We start from the raw sequence: 15,213 nt of genomic DNA, 5'->3' as shown, positions 1-15,213 counted from the left end.
TTTGAGTGGCGGGTTCATGATTCTTTGGTTTTATTTGTTAGTTATTTTCAGGTTTGTTTCTGTTAGTACAATCCGTTAAACCCGGAAAGGTAACCTTGTAAATAAGGTGTTTGGCAACATAAATCGGGATTTTATCTTTTCCAAAGGTTGGTTATAGTTAGACCTTCAAGGTTTTAAAAACCTTGAAGGTCTAAAATGTCCATAAAAAACTAAATCTACAAATCAGCCAAAGTTACCGGCCCCAGCAATCCGGCGTCTTTAATTTCCCAAATGGAAGCGTCAAAAGGCATGTAATCGATATTCACCAAATTGATGTCGTAAAAATGGCGCCATTCAACACCATGGATATCCAAATCGCGAATCCGGTTGGCTGCCACATTGGTTACTTCTACTTCCAGTTGGTTTTTTCCTGATTGCAAATTATCGACTTTCACATAAAATGAAGGCCCCAGTAATGTTCCGTAATCTTTACCATTTAGTTTTATGCGGACACAATCTTTAACCTCTCCCAAATCCAACACACCTGAACTACTCGTTCTTTCAAGGTCGAATTCAATTTCATATTTCGCGGTTCCGGCAAAACGGCGGGTTTCCTGGTCGCCTAGTTTTGTCCATGACTGTAATTTATCGGTACTGATGTTTCCGGGATAAACCGGCCCGCCTTCAACAAATTCGATTTTCCAAAGCCCATTTATTTCTTGCGGTTTATTTTCGGGAATCTTGTACACAAACGCAGGTGCATCCACTTGCCCTGATGAACATTTAATAAAAACCGACTCTTCCGGATCTAGCTGAATATGAACTGCTCCGTTCTTTGTTGCTGCTGTTGAAATTTTACCATTCATCGGGTTCAAAAAAACATAGGTTTTTGCATCGGCATTCAAATCAACCCAGGTATCCGCAGGTTTCAAACCGCAATTAAAAACCATGTACCAGTCTTCATTGTTTTTTTTCATTTTCAGGAAATGCAATCCATTTTCAGCCAGGGAAGATTCTGCCTGAATACCTTTTGTTTTTAACAATTCCAAAGGGTTGCCAATGTTTTCGCCGGCCAGGATTTCAGATTTTAGTTGATTTAACTCGTCTTCCCTTTCTGCCAGATTAAACATTCCAGGCACACTTTCAGGCAGTGTCTTTTCAAAAATTACAGTTCCTCCGGCAGCCACAAAATCAACCAGTTTTTGCATGGTTTCCAAAGGAATATATTTTGTTTTTGGAACTATAATAGCTTTGTAATTTGCGCCTCCCGTGGTTTTTATTTCACTTCCAGCCAATTCACAATTCAGCAATTGTTTGTCAGAAACATAATCAAATGTATAACCTGCATTCATCAAATTTTCAGAAAGCGGCGAAATGGGATGATTTTTAAACCATCCTGCATCTTTATTAACCCCCAAATGATTAAACAAACGTCCTTCCTCTGCAGCCACATCGTAGTATGGCCAGTAAATTAAAAGATCGTTTACAGGTTGTACACTTTGCAAAACCGACTGGCTCCGGCCAATGTATGAAAACAAAGCGGGGAGTTCGCGCCACAACGGATTCCGGTTGTTCACCTGTGTTGATGCATAAAACAGCCAGCCAGGCCATTTAGCATCGTCAGGCGAATAGCAGGTTCCGTGAAAAAACATGTGGTTAATTCCGGCCATAAAAAACCGGTTGGTAGCCCGCACCATGTCGGAAGTGGTTACTGTCCAGTGCTCTTCAAGCCAGGTAAAACTTTCCGATGAAACCAGTTTTTGTCCGGTAACGTGTGCAGCCGACGAAGCATATTTATTTACAAAAACATCCACTGTTCCGGGTTCTACTTCCCTGAAAATTTCGGTTTCGGGAATGTCGCAGGCAGCGTACAGATCTAAAATATTACCGGGGGAACCGTGTGCCTGATTACGGTTCAGACTGTTATGTTCATGCGCCCATTCTGTCATGGGTTGAATAAAAGACTCCAAAACCAAATCGGCCAGCGTTTCGCGGTAATCCGATTTTATCCGCGCCACCGTTTCCGCATCGTTGCAATCACCGGCCAAAACATATAAATATTCAGCCAAATCGTACCCACGCCGTTTTTTAAATTCTTCGGTAAAATGGGTGGTAAAATCGCCGGTATATTCAAACGAATCGTGAAAAAAACAACGAATTGTTGCTTCATCAATACCCAACCTTTTCCAGAACTCGTCAAGATACCAATCAGTAATTTCTTCATTGAAAGTATCGATTGCCCAGCCTTCTCCGCCATCAGAAGGACGCTTTACTTTATCACCATTTTTTATTCTGATAGCAAAATAAACTGTCCCGTTTGCCGGTGTTGTAAAATCAGCAGCAGGATTAAAAACCTTAACATTTTTATCCTCATCCACAAACGAAGCTGAAGCAATAACAACATCTGAAGGGATTGTCACCTTTTCATCGTTTTTAACTTCCTTCTTATGTACACGCAAAGCCCACAATCCTTTTTCTTCGGGAACAAATGGGCCGCCGCAACGCCAGCCACTTCCGGGAGGAAGATCAACGCCCATTCCCAAACGATTGGCTTCTTCGATCGTCGAATTCAAGGCATTGGTAAATTCCGGCGATAAATATTCAATAAACCTGTCCTCCTCTCCTTTCACTCCATAAATCGGGGTAATTTCCACACCTCCAATTCCAACGCTGTTCATTTCATCTAACTCGCGGGTCAGGTTTTGTTCATCTACTGCGTTTCCCATCCACCACCAGCGGGTCCAGGGTTTGGCTTCATTGGTAAGTTCCGGCCATTTTACCTCTTCAGTTGAACAAGCCATAAAAAATATAACGGAGAAAAAAACAGGGAGTGATTTACTTATTTTCATTTTATTGTCGATTTAGCAGATTCAGAATACCAAAATAACAGATTTGCCTCAAATAATTATCATTGTAAAAACTGATTTATTAGATTCGCAAAATACTTATACTGCAAATCTAATGAACTCTAAAATGAAATCAAGAAGAAATTTTCTGAAGCTTACATTGTCTGTACTTCCTGTTGTAACGATAAGACGAATTCCCGGAATATTAAGGAACAATCAACTGCCCAAAGTATTAATCCTTGGAGATTCCATTTCCATCGGATATACTCCTTTTGTTAAAGAAAGATTAAAGGATACGGCCTCTGTTTTTCGCCCGGTATTTGAAGACGGAAAAGCAGAAAACTGCGAAGGAACAACTAAGGGTGTAGAAAATATTGAACGCTGGCTTGGCAACACAAAATGGGACATCATCCATTTCAATTTTGGTTTGCACGATATCAAACATGTTGACCCTGTTACCCGCAAAAACAGCAGTAATCCAGCCCATCCTCACCAGGCAGATATAAAACAATACCGGAAAAACCTAAAAGAGATCGTAAAAAAACTAAAAGCTACAGACGCAAAACTTATATTTGCGACGACAACACCTTATCCTGATAAAACAAACGGGCCACTTCGAAAACCGGGAATGCCCGAAAAATACAACGAGGTGGCTAAAACAATTATGAAAAAGAGTAACATTCCCATTGATGATTTATATGCCTTTGTACTTCCTAAAATGGAAAAATTGCAGCTTCCGAACAATGTTCATTTTACTCCGGAAGGTTATGAAGCACTGGCAAATCAAGTGGCCGATAAAATTTTGGAAAATTTAAAATAATAAAATATGAAAAAACTCTCTTTGGTTATCGCCAATCTTTTATTTACACTGTCGTTTATTTCCGGCCAGCCAAATTATTTTACAATCAATACACAGAAAATAGTTGGGAAAAACACTGATTTTTGGAAAGCAGCAGGCTCTGACCATCTGTTTTATCATGCATTGCAGCCATCAGGCCAGATTTTGCTTAACCGTATGGAAAACAAGAATTCGCATGTTTATATGCGTTCTCACCATACTTTCACCCAGGATTTAGCACATGGAGTCATTCGCGGTCAAAATGTGTACTCCGAAGATAGAAACGGGAAGTCTTTGTATGATTTTTCCAACGTAAACAAGGTCTTTGCAGCGTATGTAGAAAGAGGGTTAAAACCAATTGTAGAGTACGATTATATTCCAAAAGAACTGGAAATTGATGAAAAAAATATTTCTTCGGGAAATGATGAAGGCATGACCATGCGAAATACAGGTCCGCGAGACTGGCAAAAATGGTCGGACTTAATGAAAGCTGCCACGCAAAATTTCATCAATGTTTTTGGCACAGAGGAAGTTCGTACCTGGTATTTTGAAGTTTGGAATGAACCCGATGGATGGCCGGTTGACCAGATGGACGTTTTCTTTAAGATGTACGATATATTTGTTGATGCCGTTACTTCTGTCGACCCGGAACTGAAGGTTGGAGGGCCGGCGTGTTATCATGAGTTTTTCCTGCGCCCTTTTTTGGAACATGTTACCCGCGGAACCAATTTTGTATCGGGGGAAAAAGGCACAAAAATCGACTTTATATCCTACCATATCTACGGACTATCGGGATCCTGGTTAAATAATGAGCCACATATCCAACCGCAGGTGCAACGTTTTTCTCAATCGGTTTTGTGGTTACAGCGCATGATTTCAAAATACCCGGAGTTAAATAATGTGGAATTCCACCTGAACGAGTGGGGAATGTCGTCAAATTATTACCGGACAGTGGCCGATTACCCGGATTTAAGATACCGTAATAATGAAGAGTCGGCACTGTTTTTAGTAAAACTGGTTAACTCGCTGTATCAAATTGAAGACAACTATAATTTTCCAACTTCGCTGTTGTTGTATTGGGGATTTTGTGGCGAAGCAGATGCTGAAAGCTATTTCCTCGGACAACGTGAACTTACCACAGGCGAAGATATTCCCAAACCCATCCAAACCGGTTTTGAAATGCTGGCCAAATTAAAGAGCAATCGTATTGAAGTTATTCGCTCAAAAAAAGACAATCAGTTTGGAATTATTGCCACTGGCAAAGGAAAGGAAACCATTTCATTTATTGCCTATAATTACGAAGAAGATGAAAATCCGCCAGGAGTAAATGATGAAATGCATATTACACTAAACGGACTTGAACCCAATACAAGGTACAACATAATAGAAACAGCCCTCGACAAAGAAAATAATAATACTTATTCGGCGTGGATGAAGGCAGGAAGCCCGAAAAAGAATGCTGGAGATAACCTTTCAGCAATAAAAAATGCTGGAGAGCTCAATCCGACAAACAAAAACAAATTTACAACGGATAAAAATGGGGTTGTTTTGCTGGAATTACCCTTAAAAAGCCACTCTATGAAACTGATTGAAATAAACAAAACAAAATAAAAAGTGATGAAACCGGTCTGCACATTTCTCTTTTTGTTTATTATGCTTCCGTTGTTCGCACAACACGCTGAAAAAAAACTGGCATCGGTAAAAGATTTTCAGGAGTTAAAATTTGGAATGTTTGTACACTGGGGCCCGGTCAGTTTAAAAGGAACAGAAATTGGATGGTCACGCGGACGGGAGGTTTCCGTTGAAGAATATGATAAGCTTTACAAAGAATTCAACCCGATAAATTTTAGTGCTGATAAATGGATAAAAACCCTGAAGGAAGCCGGCATGAAATATTTTGTAATTACCACACGGCATCATGATGGATTTAGTTTATGGCCCTCTGAATACTCGGATTATGACATTGAAGCAACACCACACAAAAGAGACATCTTAAAGGCCTTGAAAGATGCCTGTGATAAGTATGGAATTGTGTTTGGCACTTACTATTCCATTTGTGATTGGCGACACCCCAATTATCCTCTGGGCAGCCCGGGAGGAAAAACCCAAAAGGAAACGGGAGACATGGAAAAATTTATTCCATACATCAAAGGCCAAACCAAAGAACTGATTGAAAAATATCATACAAATATTCTCTGGTTCGACGGCGAATGGGAAGAACCGTGGACACATGAAATGGGGCTTGATTTATACAGCTATCTGAAAGGGTTTGATAAAAATGTACTCATCAACAACAGGGTCGACAAGGGCAGAAAAGGAATGGAAGGGATTACCATTTCCGATGATTTTGCTGGTGATTTTGCCACACCTGAACAACGAGTTGGTACGTATGACATAGAAAATCCGTGGGAATCTTGTATTACCATCTGCCAACAGTGGGCCTGGAAACCAGACGATAAAATGAAAAGCCTGGAGGAGTGTTTGTTTACACTTTTAAAAACTGTGGGTGGTGGCGGAAATTTACTTTTGAATGTTGGTCCAACTCCTGACGGCCAAATTGAATCACGGCAGGCTAAGCGCTTAAAGGAAATTGGTAACTGGCTTGAAAAATACGGTGAATCGGTTTACGGAACAACAGGCGGCCCATACAAACCAAACGAATGGATGGCTTCAACCAGAAAAGGAAATAACATCTATATTCATTTGTTGAAATATAACAAAAACGAAGTCGCATTGCCGTTTCCTTTTCCTGCTGAGATAAAATCATGCAAGTTTTTAAATGGGAAAAAACTCAGGTTTACAAAAACCGGCGGCAATCTAAAAATTCAGTTGCCGGCAAAAAAATCAAATGAACCGGTTAGGGTTATAAAAATTACTTTGAATAAGGATTCGCAAAATTTAAAATCGGTTGAAATAAGTTAATTACTTATGTTTTCAGTAAAAAACAGAACAATAATAGTTACCGGTGCCAGCGGTGTAATTGGCTTTGCCATTTCGGAGGCTCTTGCAAAAAAAGGAGCCCGGATAATTGCACTGGGCAGAAACAAAGAAAAACTCAACAAATCGTTTGAGCAACTCGCTTCATTTGGGACAGAGCATTTGCAAATGGTATGCAATGTGCTCGATGTACATTCCTTACAAGAGGTTGCCCAACACCTGGATAAAAAGAAAATTACAATCGATGCCTTAATCAACGTTGCAGGAGGAGCCGCTCCGGGCGCTTCTTCCAAATCAGAATTTTTATTCGCAGAAACACCTTTGGAAGATTCTTTTTTTGGGCTCGATCTCAACGATTTTCGCTACACCACCGACCTGAATTTTCCGGGAAGTGTTTATCCTATAAAAATTTTGGGAGAAAGCATGGCAAAACAAAAAAGTGGAAACATTATCAATATCAGCTCGATGGGAGCGATACAACCTTTAAGCAAGTCGCCGGCATACAGCGCCGGAAAAGCTGCCATCACTAATTTTACACAGTGGCTGGCAGTACATCTTTCAAAATCGAATATCCGGGTAAACGCGATTGCCCCCGGGTTTATTTTAACCGAACAAAACCGCTTTCTGCTTTTTGATGACAAAAGCGGTAATTTAACACCACGTGGACAGCGAATTGTGTCACATACACCACAAGGGAAACTTGGAGATCCCGTCGATCTTGTTTCTACCGTTTTTTGGTTACTTTCTGAAAAATCATCGTTTATTACAGGAATTACTGTTCCCGTGGACGGAGGATTCTCTGCCTATAATGGAATTTAAAAGCAATTTAAATGAATATTGTCATCCTCGACTCTGGTTATAAATCATATGCTTCTGAAAAAGAACTTTTTGAAAGGCATGGATTTGAATTAAAGATTCATCCGTCCTATAAAGGTGAGAGAGCAGAAAAAATAAGGTTTGCCAAAAACGCCGACGGGATTTTGGTGCGGCACACAATTATCGACGAAGAATTTCTTTCAGAATTGAAAAACCTGAAAGCTGTGGTTCGTTATGGTGTGGGATACGACAACATTGATATTGAGGCCTGTTCAAAACATAAAGTAAAAGTCGCCAATGTTCAGGGTTATGCCAGTCATTCGGTTTCGGAACATGCGCTGGCTCTGATGTTTTCTTGCACCCGCGCCCTTTGGAATACACACAAGCAACTCACTCAGCAATTTGCGGCACCACCGGTAGAAGACATTTTTGAACTTCATAATAAAACACTTGGAATCATAGGACTGGGCAGAATAGGAACAGAACTAAGTAAAAAAGCATTGCCTCTGTTCAAAAATATAATTGGAGCCGATCCCTACAAATCAACTGAATACTTTCAGAAACATTTTGTACACAAGGTAAAACTCAATGAACTTTTTAAAAAATCTGATATAATCAGTCTCCATTGTAACTTAACGCCGGAAACCTCCCACATTTTAGACGATAATGCTTTCCAACTAATGAAAAGAAAACCGGTTATCATTAATACCTCCCGTGGTGAAACCGTTGATGAGGCTGCTTTACTGAAAGCATTAAAAGATAGAAAAATTCACAGCGCCGGACTTGATGTTTTTGAAAATGAACCTGTCAGCGAGGCACAGCACGAACTGGTTGATCATTCGCGTACAATCTGTACCGGACATTATGCCTGGTATTCCGACAGCGCAGCAGCAGAACTGCAAAAAAGAGCCGCTCAAAATCTTCTTAATCTGCTGTTAAAAAACAAAATTGAAGATTGCCTGAACTAACCCATTATCAATAAAGACAAAAACGTATTATTTTATTGACTTTCACCTTTTATTTCCGTAAATTGTATCTCGAAATCCGTTAAATCTAAAATTTATTCTTCCGGTATTTTAAAATTTCAGTCGTCAATCTTATACGTATAGAAGTTGAAAAACAGGGAGTATAAGTTCAATAAAAATATAATGAGAATCGTATTATGGAAGCTCTTTTAAAAATTGCTTTTAATGAGTTAGGAACCGAGGAGATTGTCGGAGATCAGGATAATCCTGAAGTATTAAAATACGCAAAAGAGGTCGGAATTAAAGGAATCACTAACGATGAAATTCCGTGGTGCAGCACCTTTGTAAATTGGGTTGCCTGGAAAGCCGGGTTACAATACTCGGGAAAAGCCAATGCACGTTCGTGGTTAAATATCGGCGAAAAAGTAACTGCTCCTGAACCGGGCGATATCGTTGTCTTTTGGCGCGAAAGTCCGCAATCGTGGAAAGGCCATGTAGGTATTTTTCTTGGAATTTCGGCCGACAAAAAAAGAGTGTACTGTCTTGGGGGAAACCAGGGAAACAGGGTTTCGGTATCCGCTTACCGGCTTAACACAGTGCTCTCTTATCAACGTCTTGCTCCGGTAAAAGGACTGGATATTCCTGCCCCGACTCTAACAAAAGGAAGCCGGGGAGTCGCAGTTGTAGCGCTTCAGGATGCATTAAAATTGTTAAAGATAGATGTGGGGACTTCAGACGGTGCTTTTGGCTCAAAAACGGAATCGGGGATAAAAGAGTTACAAACCCGTAAACCCAATCTTACTATCGATGGAGTTTACAATGCCGAAACCAGAGATTTACTCGAATCGTTGTTCCAGGCCTGAAACCATATATATAACTAATTAAATCAATTTATTAACCTAAAAAGCTTTATCATGCCGACAGCACTAGCTACATTAACAACAGACGAATTTAAAGCGTTATTAAACGACTTTTATGCCGAACCTATAAAAAGGAATAAAATGACTGAAGAAGAGATTAAAGATCTCGCTCAACGGTTAAATAAAAAAATTAATGTTCCTTTAATTAATGAAACCGGTGAAGAAAAAATCTTTATCAAAATCATTTTAAAGATTGATACATTTTTATACGACCACTTGCCAAATGAATTTTATGATCTGATTCGAAGTGCCGATAAAGGAATTGACGACGGTGAAGCAAAAAGATTGGTAAGAAGGTTGACCCGGTTGGCCAATGACAAAATTGACATTCCTTATTTGCCGGAACCTGCGGAACATTTTGTTTTGAAATTTGTGATTGGAATTGTTGTAAAATCTGCACGAAAAGCACTCGATTTTGAAAAAGTAAGAAATGAATCGGACGACCTTGTTGTTCCCGACTCAGAAGAAGATATTGAAAAAATGGTTGAATAGTTTTTTTATTGAAATCGAAGCTATTCCATTAAATCGTAACTCTCGCATTTTGCGGGAGTTTTTTTATTATTTTTATCCTTGAATAACCTTACCGCCGAAATGAAAAAAACAGCACTTACAATTGAAATAGTACTTTTATTTGCCATCCAAACAATGGCACAACCTTCAGCTGGATTTGTTCCGCTTTTTAACGGAAATAGCCTTAATCTTTGGGAGGTTAAAGCAAAACCGGAAGATATAAAACAAAATTTCTGGAAAGTAGAGAACAACGTAATTGTTGTCAATTCAATCGGAAATAAAAATCACGACTATGTATGGCTGATGACGAAAAAAGAATATGACAATTTTGAACTAAAACTGAAATTTGCAGCTTTTCAATCGAGTTCGGGAAACAGTGGTATTCAAATACGCAGCAGATACGATGAAAAAAATTTCTGGCTGGATGGCCCACAAATTGATATTCACCCTCCGTTGCCATGGCGAACAGGATTTATGTGGGACGAAACCCGTGGCGTACATCGGTGGATATATCCGGATATTCCAAAAGGTGAGTGGGTGAATAAAGAAATGAGAAAGAAAGAGGTTCCGATGAAATATTCGGACCAAAAAGAAACCTGGAATGATTTGCGAATCGTTGCCAGCGGAAATTCAATAAAAGCCTGGCTCAACGAAGTATTAATTACTGATTTTGATTCAGCAGAAATTCTCAACGACGAATTTCATAAAAATCGGGAAGTAGGAAAAAAAGGCCACATTTGCCTGCAACTGCACACCGGCGACGAGCTTTTTATGAAATACAAAGATATTTTTATAAAAGAGCTCTGACGGGAAATTGAAGATTTTAAAATTCTAAAATTTATAGGATAACCCAAGTCCGAACATTTCCATAAACTGGATACGTGGCCCGGTTTCATCAATTGTTCCATCTCCGTCGTTATCAACTGAAATATCAACATCATCGTCATAAATGATATGCGAAACCAAATTGGCTGAAAGATATTCATTGATTTTCATGTTCACCATCACCTTCCAGTCTACATCAATATTTTGCGGATTATTCAGGTAATTTGAAAACATATCAAGTTTGGTTTGTAAATCCACATTTTTTACCAACGGTGTTTTTCCTTCAAATTTTACAAAGGCACCGAGTTCGCTGCGTGACTTTTTTCCGGGATCAACTCCAAAAGCGCCTGCGTTGGCAAGTACATCATCGGTAACAAAAGTAAATTTTCCGGTTACCGGTGATAACAAAACCGACATATTCTCTGTTTTATAATCCATACCCAAAGCAAGATTAAGGTATCCGGGCGCCATAAACCGGGAAATAGCGTCATCAGTATTGGGGTAATTATAACCAGGAGCAAACTGGGATTTAAAATTTAGCAATCCCGAGTAGTTCCATCGTTTGGAAGCTGCAAAACCTAACTTTGACGAGAAATCAATTTTATCATCGGACTTTACAACTTCATTATCTTTTTCTTTCAAAAACCCATAACTTAAATCAATAGAATTATCCCAACTCAATTTATCTTTTTTGTAATTGGCAAATGTATTTACCATAAAAATACCCGAAGCCGAACTCTTTCCCCCGGCAACCCAATTGGTTAAAGAAACCTGTGAGAAATTAAAGGTGAAAACACCTCCGGTTTTCCATAACCTCGTCGTATCTTTATCATTTTGAGCAAATAATGCAGCTGGTAGTAAAACAAGGAGTATCAAAAACTTTTTCATTGGTTTTATGATTTTAGAGATTACTTTTTAGTGTTACAATTTAAAGTCCTGAATTATTCATTAAATCGTAAATACCAACAAACAAAGAGATTTTCGGTTTACATAAACCGGCAAAAAGAAATCTAATTATTGTCTTCGAAGCGATTCTTTTCTGCTCGTTTTTCCCAATTTTCCCGGGCATACTTCTGGAGATCTTCAACTTTGTCCGATTCATCAACGATCTCCATCCCGAGCAGTGTTTCAAATAAATCTTCCATGGTAACTAAACCAACTACAGTTCCATATTTATCGGCTACCATCGCCAGGTGCTGACGTCGTAATATGAGCGTATCCATAAGTTTGGACACTGAAAATTCATCTTCCACAAACAAAATATCCCGTTTAATCTCAGAGGCTTTCTTCGAATGTTGATCCTCAGCAAGATTCTCAAGGATTTTGTCTTTTAGAATGAGCCCTGTAATATTGTCCGGTTGATCTTTGTACACAGGGATGCGTGAAAATTGCAATGGCCGAATTTCGGTGTATATTTCAGTAAGCGTCATCTCCTCATCCAAAATCAATACTACTGAACGCGGAGTCATTATATCCTTCACTTTCAGATTCTCCAGCCGTAATAAATTCTGAATAATTGACTTTTCATCCTTATCCAACGCGCCACTTTTTAAACCGGCATCAGCCATAGCAGCAAAATCAGCCCGGCTAAAAACGCTGCGCCCTTTTTCTGTTTTCACAAGGCGTGTTATCCATTTACTCATCCAAACAAACGGTGCCAAAATAAACAGTAAAACTCTTAAAGAGCGAACCGTAAAAGGAGTGATTAACTTCCAGTAACTTGCGCCCAATGTTTTTGGGATAATCTCTGAAAGCACCAGGATTGCCAGTGTCATTGCTCCCGCAATAAGTGATTCATAAGTAATTTCAAAAAAATATAAGTCGAGATGATGCGTACCAAATACTTTTCCTGCCTGCACCCCTACTCCAATAGCCCCCACGGTATGCGCTATGGTATTTAAAGTAAGAATAGCAGACAGTGGTTTATCAATGTCAACCTTAAATTGATTTAATAATTTCCCAACCGCCGGTTTCTCATTTTCCATGCGGCTAACGTACGAAGGTGTTACGCTTAATAAAACTGCCTCCCAAATTGAACATAAAAATGAAACAACTATGGAAACGGCAAAAAAGAAGATCAATGTTGCCATATAATTTTTTTCAAATTCAACCCGTCAAGAATCTTCACATTACCATTTTTTTCAAAAAAACAAAAAAATATCCACATTTCAGCAAATTCTATTTTTAAGCCACAAATATGTTGAATATACGGAATAATGTTCCCATACAAAAATAACGTAATAAATAATTATCCATATTTTATCCTGTAAACATATACTTTTCTGGCAATCAAGCAATAAATAATTTCACACAAAAACCCTGTGTATAAAAAATGCTTTAGACTTATGGATTTCCATCCCATATACTAATTGCAAATTCAGGCTAAATAATAAAATCTTTTGTTCATTGTAACAAAATAACTTTTCATTCAACTATATATAATACCAAATGTTACATTTTATTTAAACTCTGTGATAATGAAAAAGTACAGCTTAATTTTATTTGTTATTATGACACAACTAAGTTTTGCACAAAACGATTCCTACCTGTGGCTCGAAGACGTTGAAAATGAAAAGGCACTCAACTGGGTGGAAGAATGGAATAAAAAAACGCTGGATGTTTTAACAGAACATCATGATTATGAAGGGATTTATAATAAAAACCTTGAAATATACAATTCAACAGACCGTATTCCCGAGCCAACAATCTTTGGTAATTTCATTTACAATTTCTGGCAGGATAAGGAACATAAAAGAGGTATCTGGAGAAGGACCACTATCGAGAGCTATTTAAGTAAAGCTCCCGGGTGGGAAACAATTCTTGACATCGACGATCTTTCCGGGAAAGACAACATAAAATGGGTATTTAAAGGTGCTTCGGGGCTTTATTCTGACTATGATAAATTCCTTATAAGTCTCTCAAAAGGTGGTGGAGATGCCGTTGTTATAAAAGAATTTGATGTCCAAACCAAATCTTTTGTCGAAAACGGTTTTTATATTCCCGAGGCAAAAGGAAACGCAAGCTGGATTGATAAAAACACACTGATGGTTTCGACTGATTTTGGTGACGGAGTCACAACGTCAGGATATCCGCGTCAGGTGAAAATATGGAAACGTGGAACGGAGTTAAAAGATGCAAAACTGGTTTTTGAAGGTGAAAAAGATAATATGGGGGTTTGGGGATATACAATTCCAACACAGGATAAAACCTACCAACTTATTATGAGATACATGACCTTTTACACGGCACAGTACTATGTTCTTGAAAAAGGAAAGCTGGTTGAACTTGAACTACCCGACGATATTGAGTTAGCGGGAATCGTAAATGATATGGTTATTCTACGCTTGAAATCGGACTGGGAAGTAAATGATCAGTTTTATAAACAAGGCTCGGTAATTACCGCTAAATACAACGATTTACTTCGCGGAAAACCGGACTTCTATCTTTTGGTTGAACCCGGTGAGCGTTCCAGCGTGGCAGGTCTTTCTTCAACAAAAAATATGTTACTGGTAAATATGCTTAACAATGTAAAAGGTGAATTGTATGCATATAAATGGGACGGTTCGTGGCGTAAACAAAAAATAAATGTTCCTGAACCCGGAAATATTTCTTTGGCTGCCTCCGACGAAAACAGTGATAACTTTTTCTTTTATTTTGAAAACTTTCTTGAACCGGCAACTTTATATTACGGAGACGCAGCAGCAGGAGAATACAACAAAGTAAAATCGCTTCCTACGTTCTTCCCTACTAAAAAATATAAAGTCCAGCAATTTGAAACAACATCAAAAGACGGAACAAAAATTCCATATTTTGTTGTTGGCCCAAAGAATATGAAACCAGACGGAAATAATCCAACTCTTTTATACGCATATGGAGGTTTTGAAGTGCCTGAGCTACCGAGTTATTCAGCAACTACCGGCACTGCATGGCTTGAAAAAGGAGGGGTATATGTTTTGGCAAATATTCGTGGCGGCGGAGAATTTGGCCCCAAGTGGCATCAGGCGGGATTAAAAGCTAATCGCCAGCGGGTGTATGACGATTTTCATGCTGTTGCTGGAGATCTGGTTTCCAGAAAAATTACATCTCCCAAAAAGCTTGGTATTTTTGGCGGAAGCAACGGCGGACTTTTAGTTGGCGTTGCCTTTACCCAACGACCGGATCTGTATCAAGCGGTTGTTTGTGCCGTTCCTTTACTTGATATGAAAAGATACAACAAACTACTAGCCGGGGCTAGTTGGATGGCGGAATACGGAAACCCTGATATTCCGGAAGAATGGGAGTATATCAGCAAGTACTCTCCCTATCAAAATGTAAAAAAAGGGATGAATTACCCGGAAGTATTTTTTACTACCTCAACCCGCGACGACCGTGTTCATCCGGGACACGCACGTAAAATGGTAGCAAAAATGAGCGACATGGGCTATAAAATTTATTATTTTGAAAATATAGAGGGTGGACATGCAGCCGCTTCAACCAATGAACAACGAGCAAGGATGTACGCGCTTATTTTCACTTATCTCCAAATGAAGCTAATGAATTAAAACATCAAAAATTATTATATCATACCGCATAGGTTT

General features: G+C 39.0%; 12 protein-coding genes. 9 read left to right on the top strand and 3 right to left on the bottom strand.

What is annotated here, in order from left to right:
* Positions 1-215 precede the first annotated feature (215 nt).
* Positions 216-2,828, bottom strand: a complete 2,613-nt coding sequence (locus K5G00_RS21140; RefSeq protein WP_238768238.1) for a glycosyl hydrolase — start codon at positions 2,826-2,828, stop codon at positions 216-218.
* A 124-nt stretch (positions 2,829-2,952) separates the two neighbouring features.
* Between K5G00_RS21140 and K5G00_RS21135 the strand changes: the two genes are divergently transcribed.
* The 8 genes from K5G00_RS21135 (at position 2,953) to K5G00_RS21100 (ending at position 10,618) form a co-directional block, all read left to right on the top strand.
* Positions 2,953-3,645 (top strand): SGNH/GDSL hydrolase family protein, encoded by a 693-nt coding sequence (locus K5G00_RS21135; protein ID WP_238768237.1) that lies wholly within the window; start codon positions 2,953-2,955, stop codon positions 3,643-3,645.
* A 6-nt stretch (positions 3,646-3,651) separates the two neighbouring features.
* On the top strand, positions 3,652-5,274 hold the full coding sequence (locus tag K5G00_RS21130) for a GH39 family glycosyl hydrolase (RefSeq protein WP_238768235.1): 1,623 nt from the start codon (positions 3,652-3,654) through the stop codon (positions 5,272-5,274).
* 6 nt (positions 5,275-5,280) lie between these two features.
* Entirely contained in the window at positions 5,281-6,585 is a 1,305-nt protein-coding gene (locus tag K5G00_RS21125; protein WP_238768234.1) for an alpha-L-fucosidase, read from the top strand.
* 6 nt (positions 6,586-6,591) lie between these two features.
* Positions 6,592-7,419: an SDR family oxidoreductase gene (locus tag K5G00_RS21120; RefSeq protein WP_238768232.1), complete on the top strand. Its 828-nt coding sequence runs from the start codon at positions 6,592-6,594 to the stop codon at positions 7,417-7,419.
* Between the two features lie 11 nt (positions 7,420-7,430).
* Complete coding sequence (locus tag K5G00_RS21115; protein WP_238768230.1) at positions 7,431-8,384, top strand: C-terminal binding protein; 954 nt, start codon at positions 7,431-7,433, stop codon at positions 8,382-8,384.
* Positions 8,385-8,578: 194 nt separating this feature from the next.
* A complete protein-coding gene (locus K5G00_RS21110) occupies positions 8,579-9,244 on the top strand; it encodes a C40 family peptidase (protein WP_238768229.1) in 666 nt (221 codons plus the stop codon).
* Positions 9,245-9,295: 51 nt separating this feature from the next.
* Positions 9,296-9,793: a hypothetical protein gene (locus K5G00_RS21105; RefSeq protein WP_238768228.1), complete on the top strand. Its 498-nt coding sequence runs from the start codon at positions 9,296-9,298 to the stop codon at positions 9,791-9,793.
* Between the two features lie 99 nt (positions 9,794-9,892).
* Positions 9,893-10,618 (top strand): 3-keto-disaccharide hydrolase, encoded by a 726-nt coding sequence (locus K5G00_RS21100; RefSeq protein ID WP_238768227.1) that lies wholly within the window; start codon positions 9,893-9,895, stop codon positions 10,616-10,618.
* Between the two features lie 24 nt (positions 10,619-10,642).
* Here the strand turns inward: K5G00_RS21100 and K5G00_RS21095 are convergent, their stop codons facing one another.
* Positions 10,643-11,524, bottom strand: coding sequence for a DUF3078 domain-containing protein (locus tag K5G00_RS21095; protein WP_238768225.1), 882 nt, complete (start codon positions 11,522-11,524; stop codon positions 10,643-10,645).
* Positions 11,525-11,646: 122 nt separating this feature from the next.
* Positions 11,647-12,726 carry a CNNM domain-containing protein gene (locus tag K5G00_RS21090; protein ID WP_238768223.1) on the bottom strand — a complete coding sequence of 360 codons (1,080 nt, stop codon included), beginning with the start codon at positions 12,724-12,726 and terminating at the stop codon, positions 11,647-11,649.
* Positions 12,727-13,113: 387 nt separating this feature from the next.
* On the opposite strand from K5G00_RS21090, the gene K5G00_RS21085 reads away from it, so the two are divergent.
* Positions 13,114-15,177 (top strand): prolyl oligopeptidase family serine peptidase, encoded by a 2,064-nt coding sequence (locus K5G00_RS21085; protein ID WP_238768222.1) that lies wholly within the window; start codon positions 13,114-13,116, stop codon positions 15,175-15,177.
* Positions 15,178-15,213: the final 36 nt, after the last annotated feature.

The sequence above is a fragment of the Maribellus maritimus genome (genome assembly GCF_022267315.1).
Taxonomy (GTDB): Bacteria; Bacteroidota; Bacteroidia; order Bacteroidales; family Prolixibacteraceae; genus Draconibacterium; species Draconibacterium maritimum.
This window is presented reverse-complemented; position numbering and strand designations above follow the sequence as displayed.